General features: G+C 56.7%; 22 protein-coding genes and 1 tRNA gene. 17 read left to right on the top strand and 6 right to left on the bottom strand.

Annotated features, from left to right (window positions below):
- The first annotated feature begins 123 nt into the window (after positions 1-123).
- On the top strand, positions 124-1,092 hold the full coding sequence (locus O3300_RS04720) for an IS1595 family transposase (RefSeq protein ID WP_305052216.1): 969 nt from the start codon (positions 124-126) through the stop codon (positions 1,090-1,092).
- 26 nt (positions 1,093-1,118) lie between these two features.
- Here the strand turns inward: O3300_RS04720 and gloB are convergent, their stop codons facing one another.
- Positions 1,119-1,928, bottom strand: coding sequence for a hydroxyacylglutathione hydrolase (gloB, locus tag O3300_RS04715; protein WP_305052215.1), 810 nt, complete (start codon positions 1,926-1,928; stop codon positions 1,119-1,121).
- A gap of 19 nt (positions 1,929-1,947) precedes the next feature.
- Here gloB and O3300_RS04710 point away from each other — a divergent pair, with 19 nt between their 5' ends.
- From O3300_RS04710 to O3300_RS04695, 4 genes are all read left to right on the top strand, one after another.
- A complete protein-coding gene (locus O3300_RS04710; protein ID WP_289897638.1) occupies positions 1,948-2,724 on the top strand; it encodes a class I SAM-dependent methyltransferase in 777 nt (258 codons plus the stop codon).
- A complete protein-coding gene (gene rnhA, locus O3300_RS04705) occupies positions 2,717-3,154 on the top strand; it encodes a ribonuclease HI (protein WP_034784447.1) in 438 nt (145 codons plus the stop codon). Before O3300_RS04710 ends, rnhA begins: the two co-directional genes overlap by 8 nt.
- A gap of 202 nt (positions 3,155-3,356) precedes the next feature.
- A complete protein-coding gene (dnaQ, locus tag O3300_RS04700) occupies positions 3,357-4,073 on the top strand; it encodes a DNA polymerase III subunit epsilon (RefSeq protein ID WP_305052214.1) in 717 nt (238 codons plus the stop codon).
- 82 nt (positions 4,074-4,155) lie between these two features.
- Positions 4,156-4,230, top strand: a tRNA-Val gene (locus O3300_RS04695).
- Between the two features lie 29 nt (positions 4,231-4,259).
- Here O3300_RS04695 and O3300_RS04690 read toward each other — a convergent pair.
- Positions 4,260-4,706, bottom strand: a complete 447-nt coding sequence (locus O3300_RS04690; RefSeq protein WP_305052213.1) for a site-specific integrase — start codon at positions 4,704-4,706, stop codon at positions 4,260-4,262.
- A 26-nt stretch (positions 4,707-4,732) separates the two neighbouring features.
- On the opposite strand from O3300_RS04690, the gene O3300_RS04685 reads away from it, so the two are divergent.
- From O3300_RS04685 to O3300_RS28400, 11 genes are all read left to right on the top strand, one after another.
- Positions 4,733-4,930 (top strand): phage tail terminator-like protein, encoded by a 198-nt coding sequence (locus O3300_RS04685; protein ID WP_099667689.1) that lies wholly within the window; start codon positions 4,733-4,735, stop codon positions 4,928-4,930.
- 67 nt (positions 4,931-4,997) lie between these two features.
- Complete coding sequence (locus tag O3300_RS04680; RefSeq protein ID WP_099667690.1) at positions 4,998-6,386, top strand: phage tail tube protein; 1,389 nt, start codon at positions 4,998-5,000, stop codon at positions 6,384-6,386.
- Positions 6,383-6,745 (top strand): hypothetical protein, encoded by a 363-nt coding sequence (locus O3300_RS04675; RefSeq protein WP_099667691.1) that lies wholly within the window; start codon positions 6,383-6,385, stop codon positions 6,743-6,745. Before O3300_RS04680 ends, O3300_RS04675 begins: the two co-directional genes overlap by 4 nt.
- Positions 6,746-6,990: 245 nt before the next feature.
- Complete coding sequence (locus O3300_RS04670; RefSeq protein ID WP_143451541.1) at positions 6,991-7,554, top strand: hypothetical protein; 564 nt, start codon at positions 6,991-6,993, stop codon at positions 7,552-7,554.
- A gap of 100 nt (positions 7,555-7,654) precedes the next feature.
- A complete protein-coding gene (locus O3300_RS04665; protein ID WP_143451542.1) occupies positions 7,655-8,647 on the top strand; it encodes a hypothetical protein in 993 nt (330 codons plus the stop codon).
- Positions 8,532-8,990 carry a glycoside hydrolase family 19 protein gene (locus tag O3300_RS04660; RefSeq protein ID WP_099667692.1) on the top strand — a complete coding sequence of 153 codons (459 nt, stop codon included), beginning with the start codon at positions 8,532-8,534 and terminating at the stop codon, positions 8,988-8,990. The genes O3300_RS04665 and O3300_RS04660 overlap by 116 nt, the downstream gene beginning before the upstream one ends.
- Positions 8,987-9,517: a hypothetical protein gene (locus tag O3300_RS04655; RefSeq protein ID WP_305052212.1), complete on the top strand. Its 531-nt coding sequence runs from the start codon at positions 8,987-8,989 to the stop codon at positions 9,515-9,517. The genes O3300_RS04660 and O3300_RS04655 overlap by 4 nt, the downstream gene beginning before the upstream one ends.
- 1,167 nt (positions 9,518-10,684) lie before the next feature.
- A complete protein-coding gene (locus O3300_RS04650; protein ID WP_305052211.1) occupies positions 10,685-11,575 on the top strand; it encodes a hypothetical protein in 891 nt (296 codons plus the stop codon).
- Between the two features lie 264 nt (positions 11,576-11,839).
- Positions 11,840-12,028: an SOS response-associated peptidase family protein gene (locus tag O3300_RS28405; RefSeq protein WP_369812283.1), complete on the top strand. Its 189-nt coding sequence runs from the start codon at positions 11,840-11,842 to the stop codon at positions 12,026-12,028.
- Entirely contained in the window at positions 11,983-12,309 is a 327-nt protein-coding gene (locus tag O3300_RS04645) for an SOS response-associated peptidase family protein (RefSeq protein WP_305052210.1), read from the top strand. Before O3300_RS28405 ends, O3300_RS04645 begins: the two co-directional genes overlap by 46 nt.
- Positions 12,285-12,383 carry a hypothetical protein gene (locus O3300_RS28400; protein ID WP_369812261.1) on the top strand — a complete coding sequence of 33 codons (99 nt, stop codon included), beginning with the start codon at positions 12,285-12,287 and terminating at the stop codon, positions 12,381-12,383. Before O3300_RS04645 ends, O3300_RS28400 begins: the two co-directional genes overlap by 25 nt.
- A 1,114-nt stretch (positions 12,384-13,497) precedes the next feature.
- Here O3300_RS28400 and O3300_RS04635 read toward each other — a convergent pair.
- Complete coding sequence (locus O3300_RS04635) at positions 13,498-15,156, bottom strand: alpha-glucosidase (protein ID WP_305052209.1); 1,659 nt, start codon at positions 15,154-15,156, stop codon at positions 13,498-13,500.
- A 1,192-nt stretch (positions 15,157-16,348) separates the two neighbouring features.
- Positions 16,349-16,888, bottom strand: coding sequence for a hypothetical protein (locus tag O3300_RS04630; RefSeq protein ID WP_305052208.1), 540 nt, complete (start codon positions 16,886-16,888; stop codon positions 16,349-16,351).
- A gap of 253 nt (positions 16,889-17,141) precedes the next feature.
- Here O3300_RS04630 and O3300_RS04625 point away from each other — a divergent pair, with 253 nt between their 5' ends.
- Positions 17,142-17,519: a DUF2867 domain-containing protein gene (locus tag O3300_RS04625; protein WP_305052207.1), complete on the top strand. Its 378-nt coding sequence runs from the start codon at positions 17,142-17,144 to the stop codon at positions 17,517-17,519.
- An 86-nt stretch (positions 17,520-17,605) separates the two neighbouring features.
- Here O3300_RS04625 and O3300_RS04620 read toward each other — a convergent pair whose 3' ends face one another.
- Both O3300_RS04620 and O3300_RS04615 read right to left on the bottom strand, forming a co-directional pair.
- Positions 17,606-18,814, bottom strand: coding sequence for a hypothetical protein (locus tag O3300_RS04620; protein ID WP_305052206.1), 1,209 nt, complete (start codon positions 18,812-18,814; stop codon positions 17,606-17,608).
- A 329-nt stretch (positions 18,815-19,143) separates the two neighbouring features.
- Positions 19,144-20,307: an MFS transporter gene (locus tag O3300_RS04615; RefSeq protein ID WP_305052205.1), complete on the bottom strand. Its 1,164-nt coding sequence runs from the start codon at positions 20,305-20,307 to the stop codon at positions 19,144-19,146.
- Positions 20,308-20,372 lie beyond the last annotated feature (65 nt).

Here is a 20,372-nt window from a genome sequence, read left to right as displayed (position 1 = left end):
GCGATGCATACAAGCATCTGCCGGGATTTTTTAGGCTCTGTCATCGGCAAGTAGGGGAAATGCCGGAATCTTCCGTTGGCTGCGCTGTCTGACTCTGCATATTCACCACGCAGGGAGTAGATCATGCAGCCAGCCGACTGGATCAACTTTATCGCACAGTTTGCTTACCTGAACCGGCGCCAGCGCCAGGCAGGCATGGCCTTGCTGCGTGGTAACGCGCCACATGACGCGACCGTCGCGCTGCTGGAAAGCGTGGCGCAGCCGCGCTTGGCCTGTCCCGCCTGCCACTTGCATCAGCTGCACCGGCATGGCCATGCGCATGGCTTGCAGCGCTACCGTTGTGTGCCGTGCGGGCGCACTTTCAATGCCTTGACGGGCACGCCGCTGGCCCGCTTGCGTCACAAGGCCCTATGGATCGCCTATGCCGATTGCCTGCTCGATTCCAGGTCGGTACGTCAGGCCGCTCAGCAGCTGGGCTTGCACCGCAACACCACGTTTCGCTGGCGCCACCGTTTTCTCCGCGTCGCCAGGACGGATCGGCCGCATGGCCTGCATGGCATTGCCGAGGCAGACGAGTTATATGTGCTGGAATCGGAAAAGGGATCCAGGCAGATGACGCGTCCGGCCCGCCGCCGGGGCGGCCATGCCCGCCAGCGCGGCATTTCCGATGAGCAGGTCTGTATCCTGGTGGTGCGCGACCGCACAGGCCAGACCCTCGATTTCATCACGGGCAAAGGGGCGTTGACGAAGGCACAGCTGCACCGCTGTTTATTGCCCGTCATCGATAAGGATGTCCTGCTGGTAACGGATGGCCATGCCGCCTACCGGGCGTTTGCCAGGGAAGCGGGCATCAGCCACCAGGCCGTCAACTTGCGCGCAGGCATCCGTGTGCAGGGTGCCGCGCATGTGCAGAACGTCAATGCGTATCACAGCCGTCTGCGGGACTGGCTGCGGCCCTTTCGCGGCGTGGCAACGCGCTACCTGCCGAATTACCTGGGCTGGCGCTGGATACTCGACGCCAGGCGCATCCGCTCACCAGAAACGTTATTGAAAGCAACACTGGGAGCATTCCCACATTTGACGGTGACATAGCCATTTTTTATGGCGGAAGGGCGGACTTAAAAGCTGTTTTTCCACATCCGCAAGGCGGCAAATGCTTCCACGGGCGACGCATCGGTGGCCAGCTTGCCTTCCACCTTCAAGCTGGTCAGGATCGCCGGTTCGCGGTAGCGCAGGAAGGGATTCGTGGCCTTCTCCAGGGCAATGGTCGACGGCACGGTGGACAAGCCTTGCTGGCGCTTTTCCGTGTCGATGGCGATGCGTTCCTGCAAGGCCTGGTTGCCCGGTTCGACGGCGTTGGCGAAGCGCAGATTGGACAAGGTGTACTCATGCGCGCAAAATACCTCGGTATCGTCGGGCAGGGCGGCCAGCTTGCCCAGCGAGTCGGCCATCTGGCCCGGCGTGCCTTCGAACAGGCGGCCGCAGCCGCCCGCAAACAGGGTGTCGCCGGAAAACAGCCAGGGTGCGCCGCTACGCTCGTCGCGCTGGCGCACGTAGGCGATATGGCCCTTCGTATGGCCGGGCACGTCGATGACGGTCAGTTGCAAGCCCAGTTCGGGCACGTGGGCGACATCGCCTTCGGCAAGCGGTTCCGTGATGGCTGTGATAGCCTCATTGCGCGGGCCGAAGACGGGGACGGCGAAATGCTGCAACAATTCAGGTACGCCGCCCGTGTGGTCGGCGTGGTGATGCGTGAGTAAAATGGCGGACAAGGTCAACTGATGGGCTTGCAGCGCATCGAGGATGGCCGTCGCATCGCCGGGGTCGACCACGGCGGCATGGCTGCCGTCATGGATCAGCCACAGGTAATTGTCGGCAAAGGCGGGCACGGCAAGTACCGATAAAGCGTGTTCAGGGGAGTGTGTCATGAGCAAAAGAGAAAACTGAATGGACAGTGTGGCATCCGAAAAATCCATTATAGCGCTTGACGGCTGGCTGCAGACACCGGCCGGTCTGTACGTGCGTGCCTGGGAGCAGCAATGCCTCGACAGCCTGACTGTCGATATCTTCGGTTTTAATGCCGTGCAGATCGGCTTGCCCCAGCTCGATGCGCTGGCGGCCAACCGCATGCCGAACAAATGGCTGCTCGATGCGCGCCTGCCGTCGCGTCCGCCGCAGGAAAGCCGTTTGACCCTCGTGTCGGCCTTCGACGAGCTGCCGTTCGACTCGCAAAGCCTGGACCTGGTGGTCTTGCCGCACGTCCTCGAATTTGCCGCCGAGCCGCACCAGGTCTTGCGCGAAGTCGAGCGCGTGCTGATCCCGGAAGGTCGCGTGATCGTCTGCGGCTTCAATCCGGCCAGCCTGTGGGGCATGCGCCAGGGACTGGGGCGGGTCACGGGCCGGCATTACTTGCCGCAGGCGGGCGAGCTGATCTCTATGCCGCGCATGAAAGACTGGTTAAAATTGCTGAACATGGGCGTCAGCCAAAGCCACTTCGGCTGCTACGCACCTGCTTGCAGGACAGAAAAATGGCTGCGCCGCAACGCCTTCATGGACAAGGCCGGTGCGCGCTGGTGGCCATATCTGGGCGCAGTGTATATAGTGCAGGCGATCAAGCGCGTCAAAGGGATGCGTTTGATCGGTCCGGCGTGGACCAAGAAACCGGCGACGGCGCCCGCAGGCGCACCGGTCACGAATAAAAGGCGGGAGCAGCAAGATGGATAAGGTTGAGATTTACGCCGATGGCGCATGCAAGGGCAATCCCGGCACGGGCGGCTGGGGCGCGCTGATGGTGGCCGATGGCGCCAAGAAAGAAATTTACGGCGGGGAACTGAATACGACGAATAACCGCATGGAATTGAAGGCCGTGATCGAAGCCTTGACGGCGCTCAAACGTCCCTGCCAGGTAGTGTTGTATACCGATAGCCAGTACGTGCAAAAGGGCATCAGCGAATGGATCCACGGCTGGAAAGCGCGCGGCTGGAAAACGGCCGCCAAGGCACCCGTGAAAAACGTCGACTTGTGGCAGGCGCTCGATACGGCCCAGGCCGTGCATGAAGTGGAATGGCGCTGGGTGCGCGGCCATAACGGCCATCCGGGCAATGAGCGGGCCGATCAGCTGGCCAACCTGGGCGTGGAAACCGTGCGCGCCTGAGAACGCCCAACCAAACCTGCTGCGCGTCGCGCTTTGCGGCCTGCGATGCTCACCGTACTAAAGTACGGTTGCGCTTCTCTGCCACAAATCACTGCCGCTCGCTACGGTTTTGTTGAGCATTCGGGCATGCCATGATGTAACCGGAGGGCACAGGTTTGCTATACTGTGCCCTTCGCTTTTTGCTTTTAAGACTGAATCTGCCATGCGTCAAATTGTCCTCGATACTGAAACCACCGGCCTGAACCCGCGCACGGGCGACCGCATCCTGGAGATCGGGGCGGTCGAACTGAACAACCGCATGTTGACGGGGAATAATTTCCACCATTACATCAATCCCGAGCGCGATTCGGAAGAGGGCGCGCTGGCCGTCCACGGATTGACGACGGAATTCCTCAGCGACAAGCCGAAATTCGCGGAAATCGCCGACGAGTTTCGCGCTTACATCGCCGACGCCGAACTGATCATCCACAACGCCCCGTTCGATATCGGCTTCCTGAACGCGGAATTCAAGCGCCTGAACTTGCCGCCAGTCCACGAGCAAGTGCATGGCGTGATCGACACCCTGGTGCAGGCGAAGGAAATGCACCCAGGCAAGCGCAACTCGCTCGACGCCCTGTGCGACCGCTACGGCGTCTCGAACGCCCACCGCAAGCTGCACGGCGCGCTGCTTGACTCCGAATTGCTGGCTGACGTCTACCTGGCCATGACGCGCGGGCAAAACAGCCTCAGCATGGAAGAAGAGGTGGAAGTGGCCGCCGACGGCGCCGCCCTGGAAATCGTGCCCCTGGCCGAAGTCATCTTCCAGAGCGCCAGCGCCGACGAACTGGCCGCCCACGAAGCCACCATCGTCGGCCTCGACAAGGCCGCCAAAGGCCAGTGCATCTGGACCGCCGTCACGTCGCCGCCAGCGGCCGCCTGAGGAAAAAACGGGGGCGTGGCAAATTTCCTCTCGCCAGCCCTTGCAGATGCCGCAACACCTATGCGATAATTCGCCTCGCTTCGGGAGGTTAGCTCAGGGGTAGAGCACTGCATTCACACTGCAGGGGTCGCAAGTTCGAAACTTGCACTTCCCACCAAGAATTCGCTGTAAAATCAAGTACTTAAATTAAAGCCGACACATTACGTGATCGGCTTTTTTTGTGCCTGTGTAATTGGCCTGTGTAATTTTATTTTTTGTTTGTACTAGCACCGATAGCTTATCCAACGCAGCACGCTGCGCATCGACCTGGAGGTGCGCATAGCGCTGGGTCGTCTGCACATTGCTGTGACCGAGAATCTTGCTAATAGTATAAAGATCGACTTCCAAGCCAAGCATGATGCTGGCACAAGAATGCCGTAGGTCATGAAAGTTCACATGCTCCATACGCGCTTTCACGCGCGCTCGGCGCCAAGCGGATTTCAGCCCATCAACACTCACTTCAAGCGGAAAGTGGGCGAGCCAAGGTCGCAGCGCGGGGATGATTGGAATTACACGCGCCCGTAAGGTCTTTGTGTGGCTCGAAGGCAAGGTGATCGTGTCAACGCCAATATCCTCCTCACGAATTTGGAGCAACTCTCCACGACGGGCAGGTCAGCCTGATGTATCCGCCAGGCCAGGGCACAGCCAGCGCCGGCGCGCGAGCTGAAATGATCAAGGAGCTGTTCCGCCGCGGCGCAAGCTTCACCAAGGGTGATGTGACCGTGCAGATCGAGCGCACGCCTGAAATCGCGGATGGCCGCGAGGACGGCGACCGTTGGATGGTCCCGGTCAAGATTCGCTGGTTCTGCAACCTGTAACCCGCATTACCCCACATAGATCGCCTCGGCGGTCTTTTTTTTCGACCAAAGAAAGGCAATCCACACCATGACCACTGCAAACGGCATCGACAGCCTGCTCGTTATCGGCAAGCAACCTGCAGAAGGCACGAAGGCCCTGGCCGCTGCCGGCCGCCTCTATCCGCGCGTGACAGCGACGTTCGATACGGAAGCCGACAAGTATTCGAGCAACGAGATCGACCCGAGCCAGCAACAGAGCGATACCCGCCTGGGCAACTTCCGCACCTCGGGCGCTATCAAAGGCGAAGCATCGTGCGACACCTACGCCGTGCTGCTGGCCGCGCTGCTGCGCCGCGACTTCACGGCCGGCGGTACCACCGCGGCGCAAAACACCATCGCATCGGGCGCAATGGGCCTGACGCGTAGCGCCGGTTCCTGGCTGGCCGACGGTCACCGCGCCGGTACCGTCGTGCGCATCGGTGGCTTCTTGACCACCGGCGCCGCCAACAACGGCAAAAATTTCTTCGTTAAGTCGGCAACGGCGCTGAAGCTCGCTGGCCAGTTCATGGACGGCAGCGCGATGACGGTGAAGGTCGAGGGCGACCCGGTGACCGTGACCGCGCCCGGCAAGCGCAGCTTCACGCCCCTGACCGGCCACACCACGGACTGGTTCACGGCGGAAGTGCAGGATCCGGGCATTGCCGTGAATCGCTGCTTCATCGACCAGTTGGTCAGCAAGGTTGACGTCGCTGTGCAGCCGAATGGCATCACGAGCATGGACTTCACCCTGATGGGCAAGCTGGAGGGCCCGACCACGCCGGCGGCGTACTTCGCGGCACCGGCCGCCACGCCCGGCACCGGCAAGTTCTCCAGCGCCACCGCGATGCTGTCGGTGGCGGGCATCCCGTCGCAAATCTGCACGGGCATGTCGTTGTCGCTGGATGGCCAGGTCAAGATCGATCCGGTGATCGGTTCGAAGTTCGCCACGGCCGCCTCGCGCGGCAAAGTGGTGGGCTCGGGGCAGTTCACCGTGCTGATGCAGGATTCTGCCTATATCGACTACTTCAAACAAGAAGTCGAGCTGCCGCTGGCCTACGCCATGGCGGCCAGTACGGCGCCGCTGGCCGAGGTGATGACGATTGCCATGGGTCGCATCAAGATCACCTCTGCCAAGGTCGATGATGGCGAGAAAAACAAGATCGTCACGTGCGCTTTCGACTACCGCAAGTCCGCTAAGCGCAAGACGGCCATCGACGCCTCGACTGACGAAGGCTCCAATCAGCTGGTGAGCGTCATCGACGACAACCAGAAGCGCATGGCGCTGGCCGTGGCCGTTGACTGGTATGGCTTCACCAGTAACGGCGCGGCCGTGCCGTTCGACAAGAGCATGATTGACGCGGCGTTTGACAAGTACCCGACCTGGCAGGACCGCGTTACGACCGCCCTGGAAAACGACGCCAATTTTTTGAAGGTTTGATCCAGGCCCTGCTGCTGTACGCCGATCATCTGTTTGATCGCGCGGCAGCGGCAGGCGACGGCAACGCCAAGGGCGATCATCTGGAAACCGCCCGGAAAAACCCGCTTTATCGGGCGCCCGAGGCGCCCGCGGTGCCTCAGCTGCCGGCCGAGCTGGCCTACATCTGGACCTGGTTCACCCAGTTGAACCAGAAACGCCAGTGCGGCATGGCCGTGAACGCGCTCGCCAGCGCTGAAATACTGGCCTGGCAGGCGCGCCACGGCGTCCGCTTCGATCCGTTCGAGGAGTCGGTCATTGACCGCCTCGATGCGCTGTTTATTTACCACCAGAACAAGAAGGTCAACTCTGATTTGCCATAACTTTTGAGCAATCGGGGTGGGTGACAGCACCGCACAGGAGCGCTAGGATTGGCATGCATTTAACACAAACGCGGCGAAAAGTCGTGCGAACCGTTCCGCATGACTTTGTTGTGCCAGGTGTGTATTGTTGCTGGGTGGCATGCGAAACGATGGAAATTTCGGCAGGCATTTGAGGCGAGGTTACTGCGTCGATCAAGTGCAATTGGTGCTGGTGTAAAATTGCCTCTTTAACTTCTGAGGTAGAAATGAAGAAATGTATTTTTGCCGTAGCATTGATAGCAGTATCTGCCTTGTCTGTTGCTGCAACGAACAAGCCCTTTGTTTGTGAGCAGATAAAGGAAAAGGCCGTACGTACTTCATGTATAGAGTCGCGAGATGCTGAAAATGCAGAAAAAGTGAAAAGCAATTCTGTAGATGAGTCTGCGCGATTAGCTGCTCTCGATAAAAGTCGGATATTGGATGAGTTTGTTGCAAAGTCAAAAGAAGCATTGGTGAAAAATTACAAGGATCCAAGTTCTGCGCAGTTTGCAAACCTTGTGGTCAGTGATAGGTCCAAGGTAATGCCGAATTGGTTAGCCCTTTGTGGCTCGGTCAATGCGAAAAACTCTTATGGTGGCTACGTTGGCGCCAAGCTTTTTTACGTAAGTTGGACAGGCCCCGGTGCTCCGGAAATTTGGAACGAGGGCGCGAGAACTGCAACGTGGCGCGGATCGAGGAAGGCAGCCGAGGAAGTCGAGTTAGCTGAAATGGATGTCTATAAGTTGACTTGTGAGCCATCCGCTGTGGCTGTTATTACACAGGTGAAGTAATGCATTAATGAATTAGTATTTTTTATTATCCATTTGGCCCGCTTCGTGCGGGTCTTTTAATTTCAAGCTCACTTTGGTGAGCTTTTTTTATGGGCGATCTATGCCGGACATTGCAGAACTTGGTCTTTCGATTGATACGCGCCAAGTGGTCGAGGGCAGTAAAGCACTGGATTCGCTCGGTGAGGCAGCGGTGCGCGTCGAGCAAAAGACGGCTGGCGCCACGGCGGCTGTCGACAAGTTGGGCGAGGCCAGCGCTGGGGCAAAGGCCAAGGCCTCTGAAGGTGCTGTCGCTGTCGATGCGCTGGGCGATGCTGGTGCGCGCGTTGCGCCAAAGGTTGCTGGCGCGACCACGTCCGTGGATTCGTTGAGTGCTGCGACGGCGCGCGTGCGCTCGACATCGACCGAGGGCGTTAGCGCGCTGGACAACTTTACAAATTCCTCGGCCGGTGTGTGGCGCCGCGGCGTCGATGCGGCCAAAAGTGTCGAGGCCCTGGGCGATGCCACGCAGCGCACTGGTCAGCGTGCGGCGATCAGCAATGGCCAGATGGATGACACGTCCAAAATTATGCGCGCTCAGGCTGAGCAGGCGCGCCAGGCAGCCCAGGCCACGACGGCGCTGGGTGGTTCGACCACGCAATTGACGCTTGGCCAGCAGCAACTGATCGAGCGCATGCGCGAGCAGGCGGCGACGATTGGTATGAGTTGCACCCAGTTGCTTGCCTACCAGGCCGCGCAGATGGGTGTCACCAAGGAAACGCAACAAGCAATTGCAACAATCAAGGCGCACGAGGACGCACTCAAGGCCGCCGCAAAGGCTAAGGAGGAGGCATCTGCAGCATCTGGTCGACTGACCGGTGCGCTGCAATTATTGGCTGCCGGCTTTGCCCTACTAAAGATTGCTGATTACATTAAAGAATCCACTTTGCCGACTGCCCGATATGAAACATTGGGCGTGCTGATGGAGGTAGTCGGGCGCAATGCTGGCACCGCTGAACGCGGCCATGCTGGAATTCGGCATCACGACCCCGGCGCGCCAGGCATCGTTCCTGCCCCAGGTTGGCCACGAGTCTGGTCAGCTGCGCTATGTGCGTGAGCTGGCCAGCGGCCAGGCCTACGAAGGGCGCGCCGACCTGGGCAACACGCAACGCGGTGACGGCGTGCGCTTTCGTGGGCGTGGCCTGCTGCAGGTAACTGGCCGCGCCAACTATGCGGCCTGCGGCAAGGCGCTGGGCCTCGACCTGCTGGCCAAGCCCGAGCTGCTTGAGCAAACTGTCAACGCCTGCCGCTCGGCGGGCTGGTTCTGGCAGATGAAGGGGCTGAACGCCTTGGCCGATGCAGGTGACCAGGAACGCGTGACGCGTCGCATCAACGGCGGCGTGAACGGCTTGGCCGAACGCCTGGCCTTGTATGCAGCAGCGCGCAAGGTGCTGGCGTGAGCGCGCTGGCCAAGCTGGCGGGCAGGGTGCCTGGCTGGCTGTACGGCGCCGTGCTGGCATGCGTGCTGGTCGGCGCCGGTATGCTGTACCAGCGAGCGCAGGGCGTCGCCCAAGGCCGAGCGGCCGTGCAGGCGCTGTGGAATACCGACAAGAAGACCCGCGCGGCAGCGGAAACGAAGGCGGAGGCGCCGCGCGCCGCCGAGAACCTGGCGCAAGCCAGGCAACAGGCCATCAAAGCGGCGGCCATCAAGAAAGTCTACGATGACGAAATCAACGATGTCCGCGCTCGCCTTGCTGCTGCTGAGCGCATGCGCAAGCCCGCCTTCTGTGCAAGTGCTGGACCTGCCGCCCCGGCCGGTGCCGGTGCCAGTGGCTCCGAAGGAGGCGCTGCAGTCAATCCCGCCGGAGGGCTACTTCCTGACGCGGTGGCGCGAGATATTCAAGCCTTGATCCTGCAGAAGGAGGAAGTGGCCGCGACGGGACGCGCGTGCCAGGCGTTTGTGCGGGATAGTAGCATAGGGCTGTAGCGCTGATTCGGAGTGTTTGCGCAGGTAGACAGTAGGGGGAGTGAGCTAGTCGATTGAGTCTTGAGACCTTCAGATCAACGCAAGTTTAGTGCCGCAGGTGTCTTTGTGCAGTCGCGCGTCCATCTCTCCAGCACGGCGGGGCCGGATAGAGTAAATACTGTCTAAGTTGATAACTTCGGCTCTTGGTATACACTCAATAGAAGGAAATTGGACGTTAGAAGAGGAGTCTTACCATGAGGCATATCTCTACACTGGCCGTGATCGGTACTGTTCTGTTTATCACGGGAACAGTTGCAACTGCAGGGAATGGCGGCGTTAAGGCCGGTCCGCATTTAGGAACCTCGATCGCAACAACAATGCACACGACGACAACGCACACAACGACAACTGCACCAGCTTTACCTACCCCATCGCATTCGGGGCAACCAAATCAAAGCTGCGGCAGTGCCACTGCTCCCAATACTCCTGGTAATTCAGCTTCAGCACCTGGGTCAGCTTTCAATCCAGATGGCCAGGCTGGAACAGTATATGCTGGACAGCAGCCACAAAATTCGCGCAATCCTATGAGTGTGTCACAGTATGATGTTGCTTGCGCGAAACAGCCATCTAAGTAAGGTGCAAGCGTAAAGCCGATGCCGCACCGGCCAACCTACTAGTTCGACCAGTTGGCGCCAGCGGCAACGGACGGCGAGATCGTCCTGGCGCTGGCGTGGGACTGGCCGCATGGGCGGAAATACGAGAGTGAAGTTGAGGCGGTGATTGCAGGCTGCGATTTGCCAGAGGCAAAAGCAGAGCGCTGAGCGCATGCGCAAGCCCGCCTTCTGTGCAAGTGCTGGATCTGCCGCCCCGGCCGGTGCCGGTGGCGCCGAAGGAGGCGCTGCAGCCGATCCCGCCAGCGGGCTACTTCCTGACGCGGTGGCGCGAGATATTCAAGCCTTGATCCTGCAGACAGAGGAAGTTGCCGCGACAGGCCGCGCATGCCAGGCGTTTGTGAAGGGGGATGTGGAGTAGTCGAGCCAAGCGTTGATTGTATCTGTGCGCACAGCGGCAATCATCATGGGCCTACTCGCTGACCAGTTTCAATCAGATGTTTGAACAATTAAAGTCACCAAGAGTAAATGTTTTTGCATTATTATTGTGGTTATAAATGCTCTTTAGTGATTGAAAATGTCAATATCCGATCTTCCTGAAACTATATTTGGCGTGATAAAGAATAGATTTAGTAATCCTCTTCTGGCGTCAGCCTTCATTTCCTGGCCATTTTTGAATTACAAATTAATGCTTGTTGTTTTTGGGGAAGGCGCATATTCTGAGAAAATTAACTTCATAGATGGAAAGTTGTATACTTTCCCCCTCGAGTATTATCTTCATGTTTTTGTTTTTCCATTGTGTGTTGGTATTATTTACTGGTACTTTTATCCTTCTTTTGATGAAAAAATAACCAGATATTCTATCCGAAAGCTTGCGGATAAAATGAGAATGGTTCTGAGTGAAGAAAGAAAGATACCTTTTGATAGTGACCTTCAGATAAGTTATTTTAAGAAGTATGATGAGGAAAAAGAAGTTTGGAAAAATGCTCTACATGAAGTAAACGATGCTGCAGCAAACAAAACTGATGTAGCTAATGTTGTGATTGATGAAATTTCCAATAGACTAAAGTTTCAAACCCGAGTGCTTTTCGCTCTGCAATGTGGAATGACGCTAGATGATTCGGATTTGTTGAAATGCGTGCTTCTCAATGGGCGTATTAGTCCTGATGATCGCGATAATTATAAAAAAATTAAAAACTACAAGTATTATGATCAACTAAAAGGGGTCGTAAAGGAATCGATTAATATTAAAAGGCATCATGGCAGCGCAAAAAGACAGGTCTCTATGGAGTGGTTTAAGACCATTGCTCCTCTTCCGGATGGTGAGTTGCAAGGATTCGCCGAGGTCCTTTGGGCATTGGAAGTCTTTAGTATTGTAAATTCACAGCCTCTGATTTTTGCTGCTCGAGATGACATGCAAATTAAACAAATGAACGAAAATTTTGAAAGATTGGATGCCGTGGAATAGTGCTATGGAACAGACTCTTCCGAACAAATGATTAAATTTTAATGCACAAGCCAGTGACGGATAGACGTTAAAATGTGTGCGGACTACACCCCCAGCCGCAAAGATCAGATCGAAGAAAGCTTTCGAACCGGATACCCGCTGCTTGACCTGTCACCCGAGACATGGCCCGGCTACATGGCGCCCATCCTTCGCGGCTCTCACGAAGCGCCCGGTGAACTGGAAATCGCTCCCGCCATGTTTGGCCTGGTGCCTCATTAGGCGGATCTGAAGCTGGCCCGCCAGACCTACAACTCCCGCACCGAGACGGTGGCCAGTAAGCCATCCTTTCGCAGCGCCTGGAAGTGCAAGCAGTTCTGCATCATCCCGGCCGCCAACTTCTTCGAACCCAACTACGAAATGGCAAGCCCGTGCGCTGGCGCATCGAGCGTGCCGACGGTGGCCCGGTGGCCATAGCCGGCATATGGGAGTACCGCCCGGAGGATCAGTTGCTGTCGTTCTCGATGCTGACTATCAACGCCGACGGGCACTCGCTGATGCAGCGCTTCCACAAGCCCTATGACGAAAAGCGCATGGTGATGAGCCTTGATCCTGATCAGTGCCTAAGTTGGTTGGACGGTTCTCTTGTGGCGGAGACGAGTGGGGAAGGGTGCGCTCCGGTTTGGCAATTGCCGCGCTGGATATCACAAGCAAACGTAATTGCCGTAATACGGTGCGTCTGGGTTCGGCAGACCTGACGCGGCGGTGGGCTATGCTTTCAGAAAATAAAGCGCCTCGCTACGCAGCGAGCTGGAGTTGCCGAGAGTTATAACCAAGTAGCTGCGCTAGATTTTGATGTCTCGGTGCAACTTTTAACGAGCATGGTACTGTCGACGTCCGTGCTCTCTTAGATCGTACCCTGTCTACCGCCTGTCTTGCCTGGAATGACAACATCCTCCAAATCATTGTTCAGGTGCTCGAACAAGGCTTTGGAGGTTTGGGTGATGGCCTTTTGACGTTGGCATCCCGGTACTGTGCAATACTTACCGTCGGCCAATTCAATATAAGCGGGACAATTCTTGTATTCATGATCAATGCAAGGCATATATCCTCCCAGGTTGTGGATGTTTGCATACTGCCTATATGTACAGATTACACCGCAGCCAGCGGTTTGTTCGAAATATTACATTTATCTTGCGGCATATCGGGAAGGGAGGGGCATGCTTGGCGGAGGCTGTTCATTTGGATTTTCCGGCAATTAAGGCAGGATCTCCCGCGCGCCCATCCTCGTGTCGGTATAGTCGTGGTGCCAGCCAGTGCTAGCATACCCTTCCTTGTTTCGCCCAATAGTCATATCTGGAATTGCAGGTCGATGTAACTCCCTTGCTTTTGAGCATTACAGCCCTGTGTAATTTGGTGCAATTAAGCGACTTCTCTTGATAGTCATGACGAAACTCTCCCTGTAAGAACCCTGCAAAATGGCGCTTTCAATGGCATTCACACTGCAGGGCTCGCAAGATCGAAACTTGCACTTCCCACCAAAATTTTCGTTTGTATTCAATGGCTTAGGATTTTACATCTTGTCGGAATACGAACTTGGGGCAAATTTTGGGCAATGGGATTTCTAATCCACCGCCCAGCCTCAACGATACGGCCGCTTTCTGCGGCCGTTTTCACGTCAAGCGGGCTTAGAACGCCTGACAATCCTCTTCCTTGCTTTCAAAGCAACAAGTTCGTACACTAAGGACGCCTAACAAAACCGCTGAATGTATCTCCAGCAGATGAGTATGCAGGCAAGCGAGAGAAGCGCCTGGTGGATATCGGCACGGCGCTCGTAGCGGACGCGTAATCGGCGGAAGCGGTGCAATCAGCCCAGTGTGCGTTTGACTGTCAAGCGCCATTTACCCAGGCGTTCGCGCGGCTCGATGTGATTGCACAACAACGCTTTACCCGCACCCCGCCTCACACACATAAGCGATAGCAAACGATTCGTATGGCTGCAGGCTGAGGTGGTCGGTCCAGCTGTCACGCTGGGCATAGTTACTGATCAAGCCTTGCCCGGCAATGCCGTGCAGCGTTGCCGGCAGATCCAGTTCGACGTGTTCGCCGGAGAAGTTGTTGACGACAACCAGCTGTTGGCTTCCCAAGCTGCGCCGGTAGGCGAATACCTGCGGATGCTGCTCCAGCAACGGCAGGTAATTTCCGTAAACCATGACGTCCCAGTGCTTGCGCAGTTCGATCAGCTTCTGGTAGTAGAAGAAGACCGAATCGGGTTGTTCCAGTGCGGCCGCGACGTTGATCTCCGGGTAGTTGGGATTCAGCTTGAGCCATGGCGTGCCAGTACTGAAGCCGGCGTTGTGTGTGCTGTTCCACTGCATGGGGGTGCGTGCATTGTCCCGCCCGTTAGCGTGGATGCCGGCCAGCATCGTCTCCGGTGACACGCCGGCGGCCGTGCGTTCACGGTAGAGGTTGAGCGATTCGATGTCGCGATAGTCGTCGATAGAGTCGAAACGTACATTGGTCATGCCTATTTCCTCGCCTTGATAGACGTAGGGGGTGCCCTTGAGAAACTGTAGCGCGGTGGCCAGCATCTTGGCCGATTCGACCCGGTAACGGCCGGGGTCGCCGTATTTGGATACGGCGCGCGGCAGGTCGTGGTTATTCCAGAACAGCGAGTTCCAGCCGGTATCGGCCAGCTCGGTCTGCCACTTGCTGATGATTTGCTTGAATTCGATCAGATTGAACGGCTGCGGCTTCCATTTCCCCTCCTTGGTATCGTGGGTCATGGTGATGTGCTCAAACTGGAAGACCATCGACAGCTCCTGACGCGCCGGGTCGGAATACAGCTTGGCTGTCTCCGGGGTGGCGCTCCAAGTCTCGCCCACCGACAAGACATCGCGTGCCGCCAAGGTCGCTTGGTGCATTTGCTGCAGCAGCGGGTGCAGTCGTGCGCCGTTGGCGATGATCTGCTGGTCGACCTGTTTGCCGATGAGATCGATCACATCCATGCGGAAGCCGCCGATGCCCTTGTCCAACCACCAGTTCATCATGCGATGCACCTCTTCCTGCACCTGGGGATTTTCCCAGTTCAGGTCCGGCTGTCGTTTCGAGAACAGATGGAAGTAGTATTCACCGCTGGCGGCATCGTATTCCCATGCACTTCCGCCAAAATACGAACGTTGCTGGTCGGGCGGGGAGCCATCGGCGCCTCCATTGCGCCAGATGTAGTAGTCACGGTAGGGGCTATCCCTGGATTTCTTCGCCTCGACGAACCAGGCATGCTCGTCAGAGGTGTGGTTGACCACAAGATCCATCAAAATACGGATGTCGCGCCTGGCCGCCTCTGCGATCAACTGCTCCATCTCGGCCAATGTGCCGAATTCAGCGGCGATATCCTGATAGTCGGAGATGTCATAGCCGTTATCGTCCATCGGCGACCGGTACACTGGTGACAGCCAGATCAGGTTGATTCCCAGATGTTGCAGGTAGTCCAGTCTGCCGATGATGCCGGCCAGATCACCGACCCCATCGTGATTGCTGTCTTGAAAACTACGTGGGTAGATCTGATACACGACGGCGTTATGCCACCATTTCTTATCCAACATGATTATCTTTCTCGCTTATTGATTGGCGGCACTGTCTTGCAACGTGCCAAGGGATCGCCAGGGGTAGGGCAGATCCGATTTCGTTGTTGGATCAGGCAGCTAGGAGACCGCATACCTGGAGCCTGGCATGGCACCCAGGCTCCTAACCCGATCCATCTGTTTCTCATCAGCCAAGAACGATGGATCAGGAGTGTCGTAGGTACCTGCAGCGACTTACCCCGATCACACCGTCCGCTTCTGCTCCGTTTGCGGACGTTGGAGGCACTTGTTTTTAAGTCTGGGGTAAGATTCCGGCTGACCTAATCAGCACCCTAAAGGTGAACAATCGCTGGGCGATTACTGATTAACGAGCCTCAATAATCACGATTGACCGAGCTGTAGACGCGCCGATTGCCACTCCGGCCAGACAGCTTCTGCGACAATGTCTGGGTAGCCGCGTTCCTCTTCCATCATTTCAGCTTGTGAAACGGGCATCGGCATGCAACTCGCGTTGTCACGGATAGCAATGACTTCGGGCTGTGTCAATGGTCTGCCCAACGTTTTTTCAGCGTGGAGAAGAACGGTCACAAGCGCAGGGATGAAAACCAAGCAGAGACGGTCTTCAGAATCGTGCGTAGGCGGGGACGGCGGCGCTTGCCGCTTTTTGAACATTCCAAACATTTAAATGTAGAAAGACATAAAAATAATAATCAATTAAGTTCTGGCAATGACCGCTTCTGGCTGCTGATTCAATCGGTCAACGCAACACTTTAACTTAAATGCATCGTTGCAGAACAGAAATTATGTGAAAGAGACCTCGAATCGATTGCTCCGCGCTCCGCGAAACCCGGGATTAACGTTGTAAGAGGTTGAGCCACGGAAGAGTGCATGGTAGAACCCGCCAAAGCTCAAGCAGCTTGTGCTTGAATGCGGTAGAAGTCTCCGCAGGGCCAGGGGGATAGACAGGTCAAGCCCGATCACGTCGTTGGATCAGGCAGCTACTAGATTGAACCCCAGGCGTCTGCTAGGACGCCCAGGTCTTTAACACGATCCATCAGTGTTTCATATTTCAAAAAACTATGGATCAGGAGAGTCTAAGTTCCTGGTGGCGATTCACGGTTCTGTGCTATGGGAAAGGGAGACCGTTTAGGCCACGCGCTCGCACTCGGAATGCAGCTCATTTCTGGTCGCCTTTGGTGCTTGCCGTTTCACATCACGGACATGCGGCATTCGCTGCGCCCCCGGTGTTGCAAGCGTTGAGGTAGCTTTGCGCCACTGCGGGCGTCAATTTACCACCCGCCTGGGCGTTTATGAATGCTGTGCGACAAGCGCTTTGACCGTTGGCCCCCGGGACAATCGCTTGAGCGTTCATGCGTTGAACATAGCTGACGGGGTTGACGCCACAGAGCAGGGCGTTGTTTTGCGCGACAAACGCTCCGGCAGCGTTCCGGACGATATTGGTCGCTTGTTCGCAGTTGTTGGCCTGAGTACGCACTGTCAGGTGGAGAGGGGTGGGCGGGTTCACGCCATTTGGCAGGAGGCCGAAGGTCAAGTGAACGTCGGGTTGTGCGGCCGTCAATTCGCACACTTGCAGGTTTTGCGTAGCAGGGCTTAGGCTTTTGCAGAGGCCGCTGGCGGCGGCATTGCCATAAAACGCCAGCGATGGGCATCGATTTGGAGTCTGCGCCAAAGCACTGGCGGAGGCGGACAACAGCGAAACGGTCATTGCTGCAAGACGCATCTGGGATTTCATCTTGTTCCTTTCGACTTGGTTGAATGGTTGAGTCTGGTATCTCAAATTGAGGTCTGGTTGGTAGCTCCAAGATATAAGAAGTACAAATCCTACATGTTTCTACTAAAGACAAACTATTCAAATGTAATAATATTATTTTTTTGAAAATATCGTTGATGTGCATCGGTAGTGTCCCGTCCGAACTGAGGACAAGTACGTTTTCCAGCTATCGGTGATGTTATCTGCTGATGCGATAGCCCTCTTGATCCTTTCCTTGAGCGGCAAAATCATCAATCCGGCTGCCGTGCGATCGTCCCGATTGCGGCTCAGTAAGTACGGATCGTCTTCGGTCAAGTGTGGCAGGGCATCAATGCCATGCGCTCAACATCAATGTGCCGGGCGCGCTCCCGATGCGCATACAGGCACCTATGTCTGGGGCAAGACTGAGCTCGTCGTCGGTGGTGACGACAAGCATCTGGATTTCCGGATCTGGATAAGCATTCAACCGAGTCTGAAGGGATCGGAAGTGACGGTTTCAACCTTGGTTAAAATAAACAATCTCTTTGGAAGAGTGTATTTGTTTATCATCATGCCGTTTCATAAGCTCCTGACGCGCTCGCTGTTGGAGCGCGCGGTCAACCGGCGCGACTAGGCGCACCGCAAGCCAGAACGGTGACCTCATTGTTGCCGCTAACCGAATATTGACCATATAAACGCAGAGTAGGCCATGGGACATTATCACAGGTCCGACGTTGCGCTCCCATCGGGAATGACCAGTACAAAATCGTAGCCCTGAATCATGCCTTGGACACTGCTGTTTCCATTCGCCAGGGTTTTCGCCGATCCCAGCAAGGGGCGTACGTCGAACAATGACCATTCCTTATGCTCGCTCGCTGCGGCGAAGAAGGGCAATACGCCAGCCATGGCGGACTTGATATCGGTTTTTTTGATTTCTGTCGAGACCGATGCGCGTCCAATTCCAGCAAATTGCGCCTGCTGGCCTTTGGACGCCAGCACTAATACATGCAGCGATTTTTGCCCGCGGCCTTCCGCATATTCAGCCAAATAATTGCCGATCTCCCGGCTGCCGGCACTCAGCGGGTTATAACCTCGGAATACATGAACTGCACCGGCTTTCAGCAACATTCGCTGTGCAGGCGCAAGCGTCAAATGGCTGGCCACATTCCGCTTCATTAGTTTGGCACGTTGTGTATTGGATGCATATCCCTGTCCCGGAGTGATGTTTTTGCTATAAATGCTGCGGCTTTCGATCAACGAATTTAACATCGCCAAGGCGGGCATGTCCTTGGGGGCCGTGAGCAGCTTCTGTAGCGCGAACAATTCCTCTTCTTTGACTTTCAACATGAAAAGATCACGCGGGTCTCCGCTCGCCGACGCCCGGCCATAGTCATCGTTTTCAAGCTTGCGGAAGGCCTCGATTTTTGATTTCGCCAAAGGACCAAGCGGTTGCCCGGCCATTTGGTCGAGCAAATATTTCGAAGCGCCCATGAGTTCCTGATCCATTCCCACTAATTGGAACGATGGTCCTGCAGCTTTAGCGAAACGGGCCAGGAATTGCGCCTCAGCTTGCCAATTGTAGAAAGCAGTAGCGACCGGATAGGCCTTATTAAATGCTGCTATGCCAGCAACGCCAGTATTGGCCTTCAACGTCTTTGCCAAAGCATCAGCAACAGCCGGCCCATTTTCGACAATCAGTGTCGTAAATCCTTGACTTGCCAATTCTTCAAAATACGCCGCCGAAAAATTCGCAATTTCTGCAATGCCATGGTCCTCGCCGATGAGCACGAATTGGCTCTCCCGACCTGCATCTATCAATGTTGCCGCGCCGGAACCAACCATCTTTCCATGATCGATTGCGATCGTCGTGCGAAGGGCGGCCAAGCGGTCCGGCAGGGATAGTGGCTGATCCGCCGACAATGCAGGCATGGCCAAGCCGGCCAAAATGATAGAAAGAATTATGGAATGAGTTTTTCGCATTATTTTTCGCAAGAATTGTGTTCTGGTCGGCGATTTCAGTCGCGGGGTATCAGCATGCTACGCGTAATCAGGGTCGGCTGACCTTGAAGGACATTTTCCTTTTATGGATTTTCCATATTGGCTGGAAGGAAGAATTTGCCAATGCTACGGTAAATCAGGTGACGCGACAACTATCCTGACACGGGAAAAAATTAATAATTTCGCAAACGGTCATTGGACAGGACCCTGCCGCCATTAAGGTAGCGGGCGGTTGGCAATGCCAACCGCGCCGCCAGCCGCTAATGCGACAGCACGGAATCGCGCGACCTGTGCCCGAGGTAAGGCAGCAAGCTGAGGAGACCAAGCAGGGCCAGCGCGACGCCGACCCACAGCGGGGAGCGCAGGCCGTAGCCGGCGGCGATGCCTAGGCCGCCTAACCATGATCCGGCGCCCAGGCCGATGTTGATGACGGAAGTGTGCACCGTGTTGACCAGCGGCCCAGGGTGGGCCGTTTTCATCACGCGGGCGATGATGGCGGGGTTCATCGACATGCCGACCAGGCCTGTGACGACCAGCAAGGCGACGCTGATGCTCTTGTCGTGCGCAAAGACGGCGAACAGCGCCAGGCTGATGCCCAGGATGACCATGCCCCAGACCATGATGACGGTGGTGTAGCGGTCCGCATAGCGGCCGACCACGGCATTGCCCACCACGTTGGCGACGCCGTAGACGCCCAGCAGCCAGGGGATAGCGGAGGCTGGAAAGCCGGTAATTTCCGTCAGGATGGCCGCGAAGTAGCTGAACGCCGCGAAAATCGCTCCGATGATGAGGCCGCTGCTGGCATACGCTGCCCACAGGTGGCGGTTGCGGAATTCTCCCAGTTCATTGCCGAGGCTGACGACCTCGGATGGTTTGGCGCGCGGCACCAGCACGGTGATGAGCGCCAGGCACAAGAGCGCCAGCACCACCACCAGCCAGAAGCTGGCGCGCCATCCCAGGTGCTGGTCGATGAGCGTGGCGACGGGCACGCCCACCACGGAAGCGAGCATGAGGCCGCCGATCACGACGGCGGCGGCTCGTCCGCGCGCGTTGGGCGCGACGATGTCGGCACAGATCGCCAGGGACAGGCCAAAGCAGGTGGCGGCGGCCACGCCCGTGACTACCCGCGCGATGGCCAGGATGTCATAGCTGGTGGCGGACGCGGCGACTGATTGGGCAAGGACATACAAGCACAGCAGCCACAGCAGTCCCTTCTTGTTCGGCACGCGCAGCTTGAGCAGGATGATGGTGCTCAGCGGTCCGCCGATGACCATGCCCATGGCATAGAGCGAGATCAGATAGCCGATCCGCGTCACCGGTTCGTCCATGGCCAAGGCCAGCGACGGCATCATGCCCGCCACCATGAATTCGGATGTCGTCAACGAAAAGATCGTCAACCCCAGAATGTAAACAACCAGCGGCATAGCAATATCCTTCGAAAGTAATAACTAAAACACTCGCCAGGCGTGGCGCACACCCCGGCCGCATG

Source organism: Janthinobacterium sp. SUN206 (assembly GCF_030587305.1).
GTDB lineage: Bacteria > Pseudomonadota > Gammaproteobacteria > Burkholderiales > Burkholderiaceae_D > Janthinobacterium > Janthinobacterium kumbetense.
The sequence above is the reverse complement of the archived record's forward strand: the minus strand, read 5'-3'. Positions and strand labels throughout refer to the sequence as shown.

What these genes read in the sequence shown, in the direction of transcription:
- O3300_RS04720 (WP_305052216.1), top strand. Translation starts at nt 124, where the DNA reads ATGCAGCCAGCCGACTGGATCAACTTTATCGCACAGTTTGCTTACCTG.
- gloB (WP_305052215.1), bottom strand. Translation starts at nt 1,928, where the DNA reads ATGACACACTCCCCTGAACACGCTTTATCGGTACTTGCCGTGCCCGCC.
- O3300_RS04710 (WP_289897638.1), top strand. Translation starts at nt 1,948, where the DNA reads ATGGACAGTGTGGCATCCGAAAAATCCATTATAGCGCTTGACGGCTGG.
- rnhA (WP_034784447.1), top strand. Translation starts at nt 2,717, where the DNA reads ATGGATAAGGTTGAGATTTACGCCGATGGCGCATGCAAGGGCAATCCC.
- dnaQ (WP_305052214.1), top strand. Translation starts at nt 3,357, where the DNA reads ATGCGTCAAATTGTCCTCGATACTGAAACCACCGGCCTGAACCCGCGC.
- O3300_RS04685 (WP_099667689.1), top strand. Translation starts at nt 4,733, where the DNA reads ATGTATCCGCCAGGCCAGGGCACAGCCAGCGCCGGCGCGCGAGCTGAA.
- O3300_RS04680 (WP_099667690.1), top strand. Translation starts at nt 4,998, where the DNA reads ATGACCACTGCAAACGGCATCGACAGCCTGCTCGTTATCGGCAAGCAA.
- O3300_RS04670 (WP_143451541.1), top strand. Translation starts at nt 6,991, where the DNA reads ATGAAGAAATGTATTTTTGCCGTAGCATTGATAGCAGTATCTGCCTTG.
- O3300_RS04665 (WP_143451542.1), top strand. Translation starts at nt 7,655, where the DNA reads ATGCCGGACATTGCAGAACTTGGTCTTTCGATTGATACGCGCCAAGTG.
- O3300_RS04660 (WP_099667692.1), top strand. Translation starts at nt 8,532, where the DNA reads ATGCTGGCACCGCTGAACGCGGCCATGCTGGAATTCGGCATCACGACC.
- O3300_RS04650 (WP_305052211.1), top strand. Translation starts at nt 10,685, where the DNA reads ATGTCAATATCCGATCTTCCTGAAACTATATTTGGCGTGATAAAGAAT.
- O3300_RS04635 (WP_305052209.1), bottom strand. Translation starts at nt 15,156, where the DNA reads ATGTTGGATAAGAAATGGTGGCATAACGCCGTCGTGTATCAGATCTAC.
- O3300_RS04630 (WP_305052208.1), bottom strand. Translation starts at nt 16,888, where the DNA reads ATGAAATCCCAGATGCGTCTTGCAGCAATGACCGTTTCGCTGTTGTCC.
- O3300_RS04620 (WP_305052206.1), bottom strand. Translation starts at nt 18,814, where the DNA reads ATGCCTGCATTGTCGGCGGATCAGCCACTATCCCTGCCGGACCGCTTG.
- O3300_RS04615 (WP_305052205.1), bottom strand. Translation starts at nt 20,307, where the DNA reads ATGCCGCTGGTTGTTTACATTCTGGGGTTGACGATCTTTTCGTTGACG.